This is a genomic window from Acinetobacter sp. ACNIH1, assembly GCF_002934695.1.
Classification (GTDB): domain Bacteria; phylum Pseudomonadota; class Gammaproteobacteria; order Pseudomonadales; family Moraxellaceae; genus Acinetobacter; species Acinetobacter variabilis.
The window spans coordinates 1,123,538-1,138,661 of record NZ_CP026420.1 but is presented as its reverse complement, the minus strand read 5'-3'; the positions used below and the strand labels follow the sequence as shown (position 1 = coordinate 1,138,661).

Sequence of the window (15,124 nt, the reverse complement as noted above, 5' to 3'; positions counted from 1 at the left end):
CCGACTTGAATCAATTTTAGGAAATTAAGTATTAGCCTGATAAGCCTGAATCCGCTGGCCCATTTCTACAGCTAAGGCTTCAAGTCCAGATTTTGGTCGGATCATTACTTCAAAATCAATGATCTGACCTTCATCATTGAACTGAATCATGTCGATTCCCTTAAGTTTCTTATCGCTGACATTGGCGGAAAACTCAAGTACAACATTGTTACCATCTTCACTAAGAAATTCACGGTGATAAGTAAAGTTTTCAAAGACCTGAATCACATTGGTCAAGATAAAAAATACAACCTGTTTCCCGGGATAAGGCTGAAAAGCCACGGGCGAGCGGAATACGACATTATCCGCGAGGAGTTCATTCAATATGGACATATCACGTGTTTCCAACATTTCATGCCAGCGTGTAATAGCCTGTTTTGTTATTTCAAGTGTCATTTTAGATTCCTTTTATTTTTAGAGTTCTATCTATACGCTTTCTTCGTTTTAATAATGAAATTTCCCCCTTTAATAAAGGGGGTTAGGGGGATTCTCTTTATATTTAAATCCCTCCCAACCTACCTTTTATAAAGGGAGGAGTTATCTCATTGCTGTCCCACAATTTTTCACAAGAGGAAGCTCATTTGAGCTTCCTCTTGTTTTATGGGTATTTTATCGGGTGAAAATAAAGCTTTTAAAGTTCTTCTTTCAAACAAATTCACTTGAATTATTCTGAGTAAACGTTGAACTGTCCAACCTGTTTTTCCTAAATGTTGAGCGAAACTCACCAATAAATAGGCGATCATCGCAATCCAGATTTGTGTCTGAATTGCGTTCCTGCTGCGGCCTAGAAACGCTTTTAATTTGAGATTCTGCTTAATCGCCTTAAAGAACAGCTCAACTTTCCAACGATCTTTATAAATCGCCGCAATGGTGGAGGCGGCTAAATGAAAGTTATTGCTGAGAAAGCTAAAATGCTTGCCACTTTGCTGATCTCTATATTCAATTCTTCTTAACACTGGGGCTTTTCTTTTTAGGGCATGTGCGCTATTCAGCTGAATGGTTTCATCTTTTAGAATACCTTTGGATTCAAGCACTGGATGTTGCTGGATCACCTGATACACAGATTTAGGCCTAAAACGTGTGACAAATCCAATGTTTTGAGCAGTCAGATTTGCATACCATTGGTAATCGACATAGCCTTTATCAAAAACTACAATGCTGCCAGCAGGAAACTGGAATTTGCGGCCTTGTACCATGTCATTTTCTTTGCCATTTTCAACTGCAACAAACTCAGGAATATCATTGCTGTGATTCAATCCTATACTGAGTTTCATGCTGGCTTTTGAGTCGTGAACTTTGGCCCATTCACATAAGGAAAGCGACAGGTCAATATGACTGGCATCCAAGGAATACAAGGGATTCTTAAAGCGAAATTTATGAGCGACTTTTGAGTGGTCATAGTATTTAAGCAACTTGTAAAATAGCTGTTGATACAAGGCAGCAGGCTGCTGCTCATTGATTCGTGCCAGCGTGCTTCGGGGAATAGACTTTGCTCCGAGATGACTTAGCTTTTCCTGTTGGCACTCCAAATTGGATTGAATATCTCTCAGACTTTGCCTACAAGAGAATTGAGACATCAATATGGCAATAAACTGATCCCACCGGGAAGCCGCTCTAAATTTCTGTCCAACATGGTGTACTTTAGCAAGTTGTTCAAAATCCTGTCGCACAACAGGTTTAATTAGCTCATGAAATACGGTATTCTGATGTGACAAAACCTGAATCCTGGTCGTTAAAGTGTTTGTTTGCACTCATATTTTAACTGTTAGGACTCAGGTTTTTTTATTTAAAGCAAACTATGGGACAGCAGTGGGAGTTATCTTCCTTTTAAATAAAGCTATAGAGAATTAAATTACCGCAGCCAATTCAGCACCCTGCCGGATCGCACGTTTCGCATCCAGCTCACCTGCTTCTTTCGCACCACCAATGAGATGTACGTTTTTACCGGCAGCTTTCAGTTCATCAAACATGGCGGTATAAGATTCCTGACCAGCACAGATAATGACATTATCTACGTCTAATACTGCAGGTTGATCATTCACTATAACGTGCAAGCCCTGATCATCGATTTTTTCATAGCTTGCACCGGCAATCATTTTGACATTACGATGTTTTAAGCCAGTACGGTGAATCCAGCCTGTGGTTTTACCCAGACTTGAACCGACAGAAGCTGCTTTACGCTGCAATAAATAAATTTCACGTTCAGGTTGTTCTAGATTGGCTGTCTTAAGTCCACCAACATTTTCATAGTTAGTGTCGATCCCCCATTCATCATAGAATTTTTCCGGATTGACACTGCCACTTTCGGTCCCATGACTGAGCAGCTCGGCTGTATCAAAGCCAATACCACCTGCACCAATAATCGCTACACGCTGGCCGACTGGTTTACGCTCTCTTAGTACATCCAGATAAGACAATACTTTAGGATGATCAATTCCAGGAATATCAAGCTGACGCGGTGTCACCCCAGTGGCAACCACAATGTCATCAAATTCGGCTGAAATCAGCTGATCAAAGGTCGCGGTGCAATTTAATTTCAATTGAATACGTGGTTGCAATTCAATCTGACGTTTAAAATAGCGCAAGGTTTCATAAAACTCTTCCTTACCTGGAATGGTCTTCGCAATATTAAATTGCCCACCAATCTGTGCTGAAGCTTCAAATACAGTGACATGATGGCCACGACCTGCTGCATAGATGGCAAAGCTTAAACCTGCCGGCCCCGCACCAATCACTGCAATATTTTTCGCTACATTGGTTTCTTTAAAGATCAGTTCGGTTTCATAACAAGCACGTGGATTCACCAGACAGGTGGCAATTTTCATCGAGAAAATATGATCCAGACAGGCTTGGTTACAACCGATACAGGTATTGATTTCATCACTACGGCCCTGTTCTGCTTTTAAGACAAACTCAGAGTCTGCCAGCATTGGACGTGCCATTGACACCATATCGGCATCACCTGTAGCCAGGACATATTCTGCCATTTCCGGGGTATTAATACGGTTAGAGGTAATAAGAGGAATATTCACCTGACCTTTTAGCTTACGCGTAACCCAGGTAAAGGCCGCACGTGGCACTTTAGTAGCAATGGTCGGAATACGCGCTTCATGCCAGCCAATACCGGTATTAATAATCGTCGCGCCCGCTTTCTCGATGGCTTTGGCGAGTTGGATTACTTCTTCTAGAGTTGAACCGCCTTCAACCAGATCCAGCATCGAAAGACGATAAATAATAATAAAGTTCTCACCGACCATTTCACGGGTACGGCGTACAATTTCAATCGGGAAACGGATACGGTTTTCATAGCTGCCACCCCATTCATCATCACGATGATTGGTACGTGCTGCGATGAACTCATTGATCAGGTAACCTTCTGAGCCCATGATTTCGACACCATCATAACCTGCATACTGAGCCAGTCTGGCACAGTTGGCAAAATCATCGATGGTCTGCTGCACTTCAGCCGAGCTTAAGGCATGCGGTTTGACTGGATTAATCGGTGCCTGAATTGAAGACGGCGCAACATTTTCCGCCTGATAAGAATAACGGCCGGTATGCAGGATCTGCATGGCAATTTTCCCGCCAGCTTCATGTACAGCTTGGGTAATCACTTTATGCTTTTCAGCTTCTTCAATCGTATCGAGCTTGGAACCACCCTGAAAAGTGACGCCATGATCATTCGGCGAAATACCACCTGTGACAATTAAGGCTACACCACCCTTGGCACGTTCTGCATAAAAGGCAGCCATCCGATTATAACCGCCCGGTGCTTCTTCTAAGCCCACATGCATGGAGCCCATCAAAACACGGTTTTTAAGCGTGGTAAAACCCAGATCCAGTGGGGCAAGTAAATTCGGATATTTAGACATTTCAACTCCTTAGCGTGCAGATGTGCTGGCTATTTTTATTCAGGCTGACTGATTTACTTCCATCAAGCAACAGTCTTATGCAACTTGTTGCACTAATTTATAGTGCAGAATTGATTTTTATGCAACATGTTGCATAATAATCCCGAGTCATTTTCTTGAGACGTTTATGTCTTTATCACATGTTTTACTCACCAGCCTGATTGAGAAACCGAGCACTGGCATTGAACTGGCACGCCGTTTTGACCGCTCCATGGGCTTCTTCTGGAATGCCACCCATCAGCAGATCTATCGTGAACTGAATGCCATGCTGCAAAAAGGCTGGATTTCGACGATAGAAGAGGAAGATTCTCATAGCCGTAAAAAGACCTATCAGGTAGAGCGACTCGGCCGGGAAGAACTGGCTAACTGGATGCTGGAGCATAGTTCTCCTGCACAGCTTCGTGAAGAATTGATGGTTCGTCTACGTGCAGAAGCCCAGCTGGGCGGCAACAGCACCTTACCTGAACTGGAACGCCATCTAGAAATACATAAAGAGAAGCTTAAAACCTATCAGCAGATTTTCGCCAAAGACTTTGCTCAAGCTGACGAAAATGACCGAACCCTGTATATTCATAAAATGATTCTGCAACTGGGTATTGACCAGGAACTGGGCTGGATTGCCTGGCTGGAACAGGTTATTCCCAAACTTAAACAATTCGATGTAGAAAAATTATAAATACGGAGATATGCATGCCCTTCTATAGCATGCCAGATGGCGAACAGTTATTTGTACGTGAATACGGTCAGGGTCAACCGGTCTTGGTCCTATCAGGTCTGGGCATGTTGAGCTGGCAATGGGCAGCTTTTCACTATCCACATCAGAAAAATTTCCGCTTTATTATTCCCGAGTGGCGTGGGTTTGGGGCATCTAGTCACTGCAAAATTCCGCAAGACCTGGATGCGATTTCCAGTCACTGGCTTGATGTTCAGTCGGTGATCCAACAGCTCAATTTAGATCAATTTATTGTAATTGCTTACTCGATGGGCGCAACCACCACCATGCATGGCTTGTGCTACGGGGATTTTGCCAAACACATAGCAGCTTATTTGCATATTGACCAAACACCGAAGATTCCGGTTGATGATGCTTGGACATTTGGACTTTTTGGTTCACGCCATCAGGAATTTATTGAAATTTTGCAGCAGCTTTCAACATTACTTGCAGAACATCAGCAGATTGAACTCATTCGGAATCTGGATACTGCAGTACGTCAGCAAATTACAGCATTATGGCTGCGCTTCATGCAGCTACAAAATGATCGTCCAGCCAGTTTAAAAGTGTTTAAGTTCATCCTGAACCGACCTCGTCTGCAAAGCCTGCTCCTGCCTTCCAGTCGGGTAGATTATATGACGTGGTACATCAATAATTATTTATATCATCATGAAGATTATCGTGAAGCTCTGGCGAAGCTTACTTGTCCGGTGACTTTCTTTAGCGGTGTGCAGTCCAAACTTTATCCTGTGGAAGGCCAGCGCCTGATTGCTCAAAGCCTGCCTCAAGCTAAACATGTGCTTTTCAACAAATCTGGTCATACCCCTTTACTGACCGAACCACTCAAATTTGCCAAGGAGCTCGGCATCTTTCTGAAAGAAAATTTACAGTCCAGCTCTTCAGCGGCTTAAAGATTAAGGAGAAGAAATCATGAAAAAACTGGTGGTGTTTTCAGGTGCTGGCATGAGTGCTGAAAGTGGGATTAACACCTTTCGTGACAGTGATGGGCTTTGGGAACAGTATCGTATAGAAGAAGTGGCCACACCGGAAGCTTGGGCTAAAAATCCGGAACTCGTGCAACGCTTTTATAATGCCCGACGTAAAAATATTCTGGAAGCACAGCCAAATGCAGCTCATCAACTCATTGCTGAACTTGAAGATGATTTTGATGTCCATGTGATTACCCAAAATATTGATGATCTGCATGAACGTGCCGGAAGTTCTAAGGTTATTCACCTGCATGGCAATATCTGCCTAGCCAAAACCTCAGGCCCAAATTGTCAGTACACCACCGAGTTTTATCCGATTGAAGGGACTGAATTAGATTTAACTAAACACTTCTGTAAGGATGGCTATCCACTACGTCCACATGTGGTCTGGTTTGGCGAAGCTGTACCAGCTTATGAAGAAGCACAAGATTGTGTACAGGACGCTGATATTTTTGTGGTCATTGGAACTAGCCTGCAAGTATATCCTGTTGCTGGTTTAATCCATGAGATTCCAACTCACTGCACAGCTTATTATATTGATCCCAAAGCAGATCAACAGCATTTACCCGTTCAGTTTCACAAGATTTCCCAGACGGCCACAGAAGGCATGAAAACCTTACTTAAATTACTTGAGTCCGAGATCTAGTCATCATTCAAAATTCGTATTCTATAGTTGACAGTATGCAACAATCATTTTTTAATCAGCCTATTGTTGCAGGAATGGAATTAAACGATGCTGACTGATCTGGATGATTTTTACTGTTTTGCGCAGGTCGTCGAACATGGCGGCTTTAGTGCAGCCGAACGTGCTACCGATATTCCCAAATCCAAGCTCAGCCGCCGCGTTTATAATCTGGAAGAACGTCTTGGCGTCCGTCTGATTCAGCGTAGTTCCCGTCATTTTGCAGTCACTGATATTGGCATGAATATCTATCGCCATGCACAAGTGATGCTCAGTGCAGCACAGGCTGCATACGACCTGGTAGATCATCTCAGTACTGAACCGCGTGGCACTATTAAAGTCAGCCTGCCCGTCTCCATTGCCCAGAATGAAATGGCAAAAATCCTGCCGGATTTCCTGAAAAAATATCCTGAAATTAAAGTCCAGATGATGATCACCAATCGACGCGTGGACATCATTAACGAAGGCTTTGATCTGGCCCTACGGGTACGGACCAGCCTGGATGATGATCCGAATCTGGTGATTCGTCAGTTTGAAAAAATTGAACAGCATCTGTTTGCCAGTCAGGGCTATCTGAATGAATTTGGCGATCTGAAAACGCCTGAACAGCTCTCTGAACATAAAATTTTAAGCATGGCTGAGGAACATACTGAACAGTTCCTGATATTGCAGAATGAGCAGCAGCAACAGAAAAAAATCCGGATCAACCCGACCGTAATGGGATCAGACCTGAATATGCTGGCACAACTGGCGGCTTCAAGCTGCGGCATTACCTTATTGCCCGATAATGTCGTGCAGCAATATGTAGAACGTGGCGAACTGGTTCGGGTACTTTCAGACTGGAAAACCGCACATGGCATTTTTCATCTGGTTTATCCTTCCCGTCGTGGCCTGTTACCGGCTGTGCGGGTATTTATTGATTATCTGGTTGAGCACCTGCATCTTGTATAAATAGAAATATTTCAGGCAAAAAAAATAGCTCATTCTTGGGGAAAAATGAGCTAATAAAAACAATTCACTACAGCATGAAGTGAACGAAAGGAAACTACTACCGCTAAGCCAAATCTAATACACAGTAATCAGACATCTAATAGAACAATCATGAACTAACTATAAATAGATTAAGAGAATTTGGCTGGTTAAACCACTTCTTCATGTAGTGTTTTGTAGGCTTTCGTCACCAATAGCAAGCAAGCTGTAATTTATGTAAGCTACTGTATTTCAATGCATAACGTGAAAAATAATTTAAATTTCTGGATACTCGCCTGTACCTTCTGGCCACGGCGATAACAGCTCAAAACCTGTGTCGGTCACGACTACCATGTGCTCCCATTGAGCTGACCAGGATTTATCCGCAGTCACGACTGTCCAGCCGTCCTTTAACTCTTTAACACGTGCTTTGCCCATATTGACCATAGGTTCAATGGTAAAGACCATACCGGGTACCAGTTTGATGCCCTGACCTGGTTGCCCGTAATGCATAATGTTTGGCTGTTCGTGATAAATTTTACCAATCCCATGACCACAATATTCACGCACAATGGTGTAGCCTTCACGCTGTGCAGCAGACTGGATTGCATAACCAATATCGCCTAGGGTTGCGCCCGGTTTAACGGCATGAATCCCGGCAACCATAGCTTCATAAGTGGTTTCGACCAGACGTTTGGCTTCAGGAGATGGTGTACCAACATAATACATCCGGCTGGTATCGCCAAAATAACCGTCTTTAATAATCGCAACGTCAATATTAATAATATCGCCGTCTTGCAAGACAGTATTCGGAGATGGAATACCATGACAAACCACTTCATTCGGTGAAATACAGGTGGTTTTGGTATAACCATAATAGCCAATATTGGCAGGCGTCACTTTTAGCGTATTGACGATAAAATCATGACAGATGTCATCCAGATATTCAGTCGTGACACCCGGCTTGACATGCTCCCCGATCATTTCCAAGACCTGTGCAGCTAAACGCCCAGATATACGTAATTTTTCGATATCTTGTTCGGTTTTCAGAGTAATCGCTGGAGCTCGCATGGATCTATCCTCAAGGTGAATCGGGAAATTATAGTCCTTTTTTAGCCAAGATGCGCATTTGTTCGGTCTGCATGACAATTCTTAAAACTTGCTATAGAGAATCTCAATGCTGCTTATTTATACAAATAATAAGCCGAATATAATGAAATGAAGTCTAAATGATTTATTTATTTAAAAATAAATTATATTTTTTTCAACTGAATATCAAAGATATATTTCTACCAAGCTTTTAAAGTTCACTTTATCCGATCATCAAGATCAGTAAAATCAAGGCTTTCGGCATTAAATTAAACTCCAAAAATCATCATATATACACTAAAATCGCTTTCTTTTATTTATTTGTTCTCTCTCTATGACAAGTCTCCGTACAAGAGATATTGTGGCCTTAGGTTTTATGACCTTTGCACTGTTCATTGGTGCGGGCAACATTATCTTTCCACCGATTGTGGCTCAACAAGCCGGTGAGCATGTATGGTTAGCTGCCCTAGGTTTCCTGATTACGGCAGTTGGCCTACCTGTCATCACCATCGTGGCATTGTCACGTGTTGAAGGTTCAATCCAGATCTTAAGTTCTCCTTTAGGTAAAGCAGCCAGTCTTTTACTGACTGTGGTCTGTTATCTGACGGTTGGACCTTTATTTGCGACACCACGTACTGCAACCGTTTCTTATGAAATCGGCTTCTCTTCATACTTTGGCAATGCACCTAGCAATCTGCTGATCTATAGTGTGATCTATTTTGCTGTAGTGACTCTGGTTTCCCTTTATCCAAATAAGATTCTGGATACGGTTGGATACTTCCTGTCCCCAGTAAAAATTATCGCATTGATCATTTTAGGCGGTGCTGCAGTGTTGATTCCTGCCGGCAAACCACCTGCTGCAGTGGGTAACTATGTTACAAGTCCGGTAACTGAAGGCATCGTTAATGGTTATCTGACCATGGATACCTTAGGCGCATTGGTCTTTGGTATTGTGATCGTGCGTGCGATTACTTCTCGTGGCGTAACGGATCGCAAGCTGATTACCAAATATGCAGTCAATGCAGCGATTATTTCTGGTATCGGTTTGACGCTGGTGTATCTCAGCCTGTTTAAACTAGGCCTAGGTAGTCACGATGTTGCCCCTAATGCTGCCAATGGTGCGATTATTCTGCATGCCTATGTACAACATGCTTTTGGTGATATGGGTGCTTATTTCCTTGCCACCATGATCTTTGTTGCCTGCATGGTGACTGCGATTGGTTTGACCTGCGCATGTGCTGAATATTTCTCATCTATTACCAAACTGCCTTATAAAGCCTTTGTCTTTGTACTGGTCGGCTTCTCGCTAGTGATTTCAAATCTTGGTTTGACCAAACTGATTGCCGTGTCTGTGCCTGTATTGAGCGCGATTTATCCGCCTGCGATTGCAGTGATCCTGCTAAGCTTCTGCGGTCATTTCTTTAAAAAGCCTGCTCAAGTTGTTGCACCGGCCACACTGGTTGCATTTATTTTCGGTATTTTTGATGGCCTTAAAGTTGCTGGCCTTGAATTACCTGAATTGCTACAGAACTTACCGCTTTCTGAACAAAATATGGCATGGTTGATTCCATCTCTTATTGTTCTTGTCATTGCCGCTGTGATTGACCGTATCAGAAATTAATCTTTCTAAGAGGTCATAAAAATCGTATTTTTACCCAAAATCCGGTTTTAGCGTGATCAATATCTGTCAGGTTTTACCCAAACCGGCATTTATTGTTTACACCCTCACCTTCTCATCATAGCCAAATTGTATTTTAGAAAGCTTTATAGACTTTTAATCAATTATTTTAATTAGCTTCTTTCTTACTTCTATTTTCATTCTTTAGCAGAAGATCAACACCACTCTGTATTTTACTGTTTTTTAAACATATTGTTTCCTGATTAAACCAACTCACCTTCATCATTCTACATAGACTTACATTCTCTGGATTATCTCTACAAATCTTTGGCGTAGAATTTGCTTTTCCCAATGGTAGCAATGAATGATTGCTTGAAACTTCAGTCGGACTGCACTCGCTGAAATGTTTAAGATGATGATTCAGATGCAATCATTGATTAGTGCGGTAATACGACTAAAGGAGGCCTTTTTAACTGTTAAAGTTCACTTAAATAGTTGCAAAGGTTGAAATTAAGAAGTACAACTGTATATTCAATTCAGACTAAATCAATAAGATTTACTCTTCAATTATACAAATAAACAGGAGGGATGGAGATGTTATCAGTACATTTCAAAAAGCAAGTCTTCATTGACGCTCTTAAAGCAAATACCAATCTGGTGACTTTCCTAAGCACCACGGTTGCGCTTATGCTGACCTTGATTGTGCATTGTTTAATTCAAGGCAATTTAAAATTTGAGTACGTAGGTTATGCCTTGATTGTTTCGGCAGCCTTTTTCTTATGGGCTGTGATTGACCAGAAATACCGATAATTTATTAATAAATTTATACCCCAGTGGATGATCTGGCCAGTCATCCATCTGGCAGAAAAGAAATAAATTAAGCTTAAAGCTCGAAAAATAAAATCAACCATTAAAAATTAGAATAATCCGATCGCCGCCCCATAAAGAAGCATGCCCGTCCCTCCCAATTCCGCAATAATCAAACTGACCATTGCCAAAGTCATAAGCACGCCCGGCAACTGAAATTTACCCAGTTGATGCGGTCGCTTAAACTGATTCGTCGTATCTTTCAAAAACCCATGCAAGATATACGCACTAATCGAGAAACTGAAAAAGAGAACATTGATCAATACACAGATCAAATTAATCTGCGAAGATAATGCTGAATAATAAGCCAATACTGCCAGAATCAATGTCGCAGGGGCATAAAGCAGACTGCTGCGATGAGCAATATCCACATAATAATGCGCCCGTGAATTGACAGACTGACGGATTTGCCAATATTTCCATACCCCGGTTAACATCCCCACCCATAAGAATATTCCACTAAAAATAATCGCGATCTTTACTGCCAGATCAAGTTCGATTCCCTGCATATTTTCATTCCGTTTTTATCATCGTAATGACTTTTTAGTCATTGTTTTAATAAGTTTCTTTGAAGAAGTCAGGTAAATTTAAGCATTCATTCTGATTCAAAAATATAGTGTAGCCCATGTCTGAATTCGAAACATTGACTCTAAAGTGCCAGGATGGCTATCAATTAAGTGCACGTTTTTATCCAGCTACTGATGCTGAATGCAAGAAATCTCCTATATTAATCTGCCCTGCGACTGGCATTACCAAACAGTTTTATCATAGTTTTAGCTGTTGGCTGCAAGCTCAGAGTTATGCAGTGTTGGTATTTGATTTTCGGGGTATTGGCGAATCCTTAAAAGGTCCGGTTAAGCATTCTAAAGCCAGTATTGTGCAATGGGGACAACTGGACATTCCGGCTGCAATTGATGCGCTATTAGCTAAGACTCAGACAGAAAAGGTCATCTTACTTGGGCATAGTGCTGGTGGACAGCTGCTGGGTATTGTCCCAAACTATGCTAAAGTGGAAAAAGTCGTGGCAATTGCTGGATCGACGGGTCATGTTAAAGGTTTAAAGGGTCGCACCAGATTACTAGCACCAGTGATGTTCAATATCATTTTCCCATTGGCACGTATCACCAAAGGCTATGGTCCAACTCAAGCGATTGGTATGGGTGAAAACCTGCCAAAAGATGTGGCGCGTGAATGGGCAGAATTTTGTAGTAAACCAGGTTATATAATTAATGCGATTGGTAAAAAGATCGCACCAGCACATGACTATCATGCTCAGATCACCTGCCCGATCACATCAATCTGGGCTTCGGATGATGAAATCGCCACTCAAGCGAATGTCAAAGACTTGCTGCGCTTATATCCAAAAGCAGCCACAGAAATGATTGAGCTAAAACCCCAAGAATATGGTCATAAAGGGATTGGCCACATGCTGATGTTCAAGAAGTCACATCAAAACTTATGGCCAGTCATTGAGCAACAGTTATCTGCCTAAAGATGATTTAAATGGCTATTGATAGGTTAATGTGCTTTAATACGCTCAGTATGAGATGAGCCTCTTACAGTATGTGCCTCAGATGTGCATACGACTAGCCCCTAACCATGGGGCTTTTTAATGTCTATATGATTTTGAAGTCGTATTAAAATTTAACCGAAAAATGCAATGATGCTCTGAATCACCACAGCATTCACAATATCAATAAAAAATGCACCACATAGCGGTACGATCAAAAATGCTTTATGTGATGGACCATAGCTATTGGTGACCGCCTGAATATTTGCAATCGCAGTTGGAGTTGCTCCCATACCAAAACCACAATGCCCCGCCACCAATACGGCTGCATCGTAATTTTTTCCCATGATTCTAAAGGTCACAATTGCGGTAAATAAAATCAGTACCGCTGTCTGCGCAAACAAAATAGTAATGAGCGGGCCTGCCAAATCGGCCAGCAACCAGAGTTGCAGCGACAGTAAAGCCATTGATAAATACAGAGACAATGACGCATTTCCGAATACATCAATAGCACGGTCGAAAATATCGACTTTTAGCACATGCTCCAGGAAGTTACGTACAATCACCCCTGTCCCTAAGGCCCAGACAAAGGTCGGCAGTTCAAACCATCTTCCCTGACTAATCTCTGTCATTTCATTCGCAACAAAAATACATAATGCAAACATCCCCAAAGTCGACACTGCATTACTGGCTGTAATCAACCGGGTTTTCTTTGGATATTCGAAGGGTGCGGTGTTGATACTAGTATCGAGTTGTTGTTCATTGGTCTCTTGCGCTACTGTCTCTGCCAACTGATTTCGTTTAATCAAAAATTTGGCAACCGGACCACCCACAAGTCCACCAATAATCAAACCAAAAGTAGCACTTGCCATTCCGAGGACAATTGCCCCCTGGATCCCATGTTGAGTTTCCAGAACCTCCCCCCAAGCACCGGCAGTACCATGACCTCCTGTCAAAGTAATCGAACCAACAATCAAGCCAATTAACGGATCAAGTCCAAGTGCTGTTGCTAAACTCATGCCAACCGCATTTTGTACAACTACAAATAAAATGACACAGACCAGAAAGATCAGAAGTGATTTCCCGCCTTCTTTGAGCTTCAAAAAGTCTGCACTTAAACCAACAGAGGTAAAGAACATCAGCATCAGGATGGTTTGAATCTCTGAATTAAATGTGGCGCTGATATTAAAAAATTTATAGAGAATAAAAGCCGCAATCGCTGCGACTAAACCGCCGATTACGGGTTCAGGTAAATTATAGTTTCTAAAGAAGCCAATTTTACTAACCAGATACCGCCCAATAAAAAGAAAAAATACTGCAATCACCAAGGTGCCAAAGGCATCGATTTCATAATTCATAACATTCCCTATTGGCTTTATTTTTATACAGTTTTAAGAAAAAAGTATGAAAAATCAATTTTAGAAATGTTATGCAAGTTATTGTTTCTAGTAATTGTTTAATTTATAGCTCGAACAGGTGTAATTAATACAATGGAATATCATAGACCCATTTTTTGGCTTGTTGGTCTGTGATACTTTCACAGACATAGTAGTCATGATCCCAAGCATCTTGATGGAAGATTTCCTTTTTATGGTAAGTCATCTGTTTAGCATTTTCGACGCAGACAAAGCTATCGCCTTGGTCTTTAACCTGAGTTCCGTTCAGGAAGCCACCGATACAGAGGAATCGGGATTGTTTTGGCATAGAAATGAAAGATTTGAAAAATAGATTAAATTGGCTTTGTTGCACAAAGATTTGAAATGCAAAGCGCCCCTAATTGAGCCAAATTTAAGGCGTAACTTGGGTAAGTGGTCGACCTAATTCCGTAAATCTGTTAAGGACTGCCACACGTGCATGGATCTCATTGACTTGGCTATCAAAACTCCTTGCACTGAGTTTATCTCCTAATAATTTGATGCAATGCATCTTAGTTTCAACCAAACTTCGCCGATGATAGCCTGACCATTTTTTCCATAGTGTCCTGCCTAAACGTTTAATTGCTCGAAGTAATTCATTTCGCTCTAGCGAGCTACTCTTTGTATCTTTCCATGGTTTCGCATTTTTTCTAGGTGGAATCACCGCATGTGCTTGCCGATCTGCAATGACCTGACGGCATTGCTTGGTGTCATAAGCTCCATCGGTATAAACAGAGTCAATCTGCTCATCTTGTGGAATCTGATTAAGTAAATCACCAAGCACCTGTGAATCACAGACATTATTGGTTGTGAGCTGAATAGCGCGTATTTGTAGGGTTTTGGCATCTATACCAATATGTAGTTTACGCCATTGGCGACGATATTCAGGTCCATGTTTCTTGCGTTTCCATTCGCCCTCACCTAGAAACTTCATGCCTGTAGAGTCCATGAGTAGATGCAGCCCATCGCTACTTTTTTGGTAGCTGATTACAATATCAATATGCTTTTGTCTTCTACAAAGCGTGGTGTAATCTGGAGCTATCCAATTTAATCCGCAAAGTTTAATCAGACTTTGCACAAAGCCAGTGACCATACGTAAAGACAGACGGAATAAGGATTTAATCATTAAGCAGCATTGGATGGCTGCGTCGGAGTAGGTTTGATTTCGCCCTTGTTTGCCTTTTGATGGCGCATACCATTGCGTAGCAGGATCAAACCAAATGGCAATATTTCCGCGATTAATGAGTGCTCGGTTATATGCGGGCCAATTGGTTGTGCGGTAGATTTTGTGTGCAGGCTTCTTCATTTGAAAATTATATCGCT

The 15,124-nt window shown here is 41.9% G+C and carries 15 protein-coding genes; 7 read left to right on the top strand and 8 right to left on the bottom strand.

Annotation, left to right across the window (positions count from 1 at the left end; genetic code table 11):
* Positions 1-24 precede the first annotated feature (24 nt).
* The 3 genes from C3F22_RS05615 to C3F22_RS05605 all read right to left on the bottom strand — a co-directional run bounded on the left by C3F22_RS05615 (position 25) and on the right by C3F22_RS05605 (position 3,911).
* Positions 25-435: a nuclear transport factor 2 family protein gene (locus tag C3F22_RS05615; protein WP_104426025.1), complete on the bottom strand. Its 411-nt coding sequence runs from the start codon at positions 433-435 to the stop codon at positions 25-27.
* A 167-nt stretch (positions 436-602) separates the two neighbouring features.
* On the bottom strand, positions 603-1,754 hold the full coding sequence (locus C3F22_RS05610) for an IS4-like element ISAbe18 family transposase (protein WP_104425765.1): 1,152 nt from the start codon (positions 1,752-1,754) through the stop codon (positions 603-605).
* Between the two features lie 132 nt (positions 1,755-1,886).
* The gene (locus tag C3F22_RS05605; protein WP_104426024.1) at positions 1,887-3,911 is read right to left on the bottom strand and encodes an NADPH-dependent 2,4-dienoyl-CoA reductase; all 2,025 of its coding nucleotides are present in this window, start codon (positions 3,909-3,911) and stop codon (positions 1,887-1,889) included.
* A gap of 166 nt (positions 3,912-4,077) precedes the next feature.
* Here C3F22_RS05605 and C3F22_RS05600 point away from each other — a divergent pair, with 166 nt between their 5' ends.
* The 4 genes from C3F22_RS05600 to C3F22_RS05585 all read left to right on the top strand — a co-directional run bounded on the left by C3F22_RS05600 (position 4,078) and on the right by C3F22_RS05585 (position 7,284).
* Positions 4,078-4,626, top strand: a complete 549-nt coding sequence (locus C3F22_RS05600; RefSeq protein ID WP_004783769.1) for a PadR family transcriptional regulator — start codon at positions 4,078-4,080, stop codon at positions 4,624-4,626.
* Positions 4,627-4,640: 14 nt separating this feature from the next.
* Complete coding sequence (locus tag C3F22_RS05595) at positions 4,641-5,573, top strand: alpha/beta fold hydrolase (protein WP_104426023.1); 933 nt, start codon at positions 4,641-4,643, stop codon at positions 5,571-5,573.
* A gap of 19 nt (positions 5,574-5,592) precedes the next feature.
* Positions 5,593-6,297 carry an SIR2 family NAD-dependent protein deacylase gene (locus C3F22_RS05590; protein ID WP_104426022.1) on the top strand — a complete coding sequence of 235 codons (705 nt, stop codon included), beginning with the start codon at positions 5,593-5,595 and terminating at the stop codon, positions 6,295-6,297.
* An 87-nt stretch (positions 6,298-6,384) separates the two neighbouring features.
* On the top strand, positions 6,385-7,284 hold the full coding sequence (locus C3F22_RS05585; protein WP_104426021.1) for a LysR substrate-binding domain-containing protein: 900 nt from the start codon (positions 6,385-6,387) through the stop codon (positions 7,282-7,284).
* 294 nt (positions 7,285-7,578) lie between these two features.
* On the opposite strand, the gene map is transcribed toward C3F22_RS05585, so the two are convergent.
* On the bottom strand, positions 7,579-8,373 hold the full coding sequence (gene map / locus C3F22_RS05580) for a type I methionyl aminopeptidase (RefSeq protein ID WP_104426020.1): 795 nt from the start codon (positions 8,371-8,373) through the stop codon (positions 7,579-7,581).
* A 352-nt stretch (positions 8,374-8,725) separates the two neighbouring features.
* Between map and brnQ the strand changes: the two genes are divergently transcribed.
* Both brnQ and C3F22_RS05570 read left to right on the top strand, forming a co-directional pair.
* The gene (brnQ, locus tag C3F22_RS05575) at positions 8,726-10,012 is read left to right on the top strand and encodes a branched-chain amino acid transport system II carrier protein (protein WP_004783780.1); all 1,287 of its coding nucleotides are present in this window, start codon (positions 8,726-8,728) and stop codon (positions 10,010-10,012) included.
* 591 nt (positions 10,013-10,603) lie between these two features.
* Entirely contained in the window at positions 10,604-10,819 is a 216-nt protein-coding gene (locus C3F22_RS05570) for a hypothetical protein (RefSeq protein ID WP_004783783.1), read from the top strand.
* Positions 10,820-10,926: 107 nt separating this feature from the next.
* Here the strand turns inward: C3F22_RS05570 and C3F22_RS05565 are convergent, their stop codons facing one another.
* A complete protein-coding gene (locus tag C3F22_RS05565) occupies positions 10,927-11,385 on the bottom strand; it encodes a hypothetical protein (RefSeq protein WP_104426019.1) in 459 nt (152 codons plus the stop codon).
* 116 nt (positions 11,386-11,501) lie between these two features.
* Here C3F22_RS05565 and C3F22_RS05560 point away from each other — a divergent pair, with 116 nt between their 5' ends.
* Positions 11,502-12,368, top strand: a complete 867-nt coding sequence (locus C3F22_RS05560; RefSeq protein ID WP_104426018.1) for an alpha/beta fold hydrolase — start codon at positions 11,502-11,504, stop codon at positions 12,366-12,368.
* 152 nt (positions 12,369-12,520) lie between these two features.
* On the opposite strand, the gene gltS is transcribed toward C3F22_RS05560, so the two are convergent.
* The 3 genes from gltS to C3F22_RS05545 all read right to left on the bottom strand — a co-directional run bounded on the left by gltS (position 12,521) and on the right by C3F22_RS05545 (position 15,107).
* Entirely contained in the window at positions 12,521-13,744 is a 1,224-nt protein-coding gene (gene gltS, locus C3F22_RS05555; RefSeq protein ID WP_104426017.1) for a sodium/glutamate symporter, read from the bottom strand.
* Positions 13,745-13,868: 124 nt separating this feature from the next.
* Complete coding sequence (locus C3F22_RS05550) at positions 13,869-14,090, bottom strand: hypothetical protein (protein WP_104426985.1); 222 nt, start codon at positions 14,088-14,090, stop codon at positions 13,869-13,871.
* Positions 14,091-14,174: 84 nt separating this feature from the next.
* Entirely contained in the window at positions 14,175-15,107 is a 933-nt protein-coding gene (locus C3F22_RS05545) for an IS5 family transposase (RefSeq protein WP_104426016.1), read from the bottom strand.
* Between the last annotated feature and the right edge of the window lie 17 nt (positions 15,108-15,124).

Bases quoted from the DNA above. Each gene is read 5' to 3' on its own strand.
- C3F22_RS05615 (WP_104426025.1), bottom strand. From the start codon at position 435: ATGACACTTGAAATAACAAAACAGGCTATTACACGCTGGCATGAAATG.
- C3F22_RS05605 (WP_104426024.1), bottom strand. From the start codon at position 3,911: ATGTCTAAATATCCGAATTTACTTGCCCCACTGGATCTGGGTTTTACC.
- C3F22_RS05600 (WP_004783769.1), top strand. From the start codon at position 4,078: ATGTCTTTATCACATGTTTTACTCACCAGCCTGATTGAGAAACCGAGC.
- C3F22_RS05595 (WP_104426023.1), top strand. From the start codon at position 4,641: ATGCCCTTCTATAGCATGCCAGATGGCGAACAGTTATTTGTACGTGAA.
- C3F22_RS05590 (WP_104426022.1), top strand. From the start codon at position 5,593: ATGAAAAAACTGGTGGTGTTTTCAGGTGCTGGCATGAGTGCTGAAAGT.
- C3F22_RS05585 (WP_104426021.1), top strand. From the start codon at position 6,385: ATGCTGACTGATCTGGATGATTTTTACTGTTTTGCGCAGGTCGTCGAA.
- map (WP_104426020.1), bottom strand. From the start codon at position 8,373: ATGCGAGCTCCAGCGATTACTCTGAAAACCGAACAAGATATCGAAAAA.
- brnQ (WP_004783780.1), top strand. From the start codon at position 8,726: ATGACAAGTCTCCGTACAAGAGATATTGTGGCCTTAGGTTTTATGACC.
- C3F22_RS05570 (WP_004783783.1), top strand. From the start codon at position 10,604: ATGTTATCAGTACATTTCAAAAAGCAAGTCTTCATTGACGCTCTTAAA.
- C3F22_RS05565 (WP_104426019.1), bottom strand. From the start codon at position 11,385: ATGCAGGGAATCGAACTTGATCTGGCAGTAAAGATCGCGATTATTTTT.
- C3F22_RS05560 (WP_104426018.1), top strand. From the start codon at position 11,502: ATGTCTGAATTCGAAACATTGACTCTAAAGTGCCAGGATGGCTATCAA.
- gltS (WP_104426017.1), bottom strand. From the start codon at position 13,744: ATGAATTATGAAATCGATGCCTTTGGCACCTTGGTGATTGCAGTATTT.
- C3F22_RS05550 (WP_104426985.1), bottom strand. From the start codon at position 14,090: ATGCCAAAACAATCCCGATTCCTCTGTATCGGTGGCTTCCTGAACGGA.
- C3F22_RS05545 (WP_104426016.1), bottom strand. From the start codon at position 15,107: ATGAAGAAGCCTGCACACAAAATCTACCGCACAACCAATTGGCCCGCA.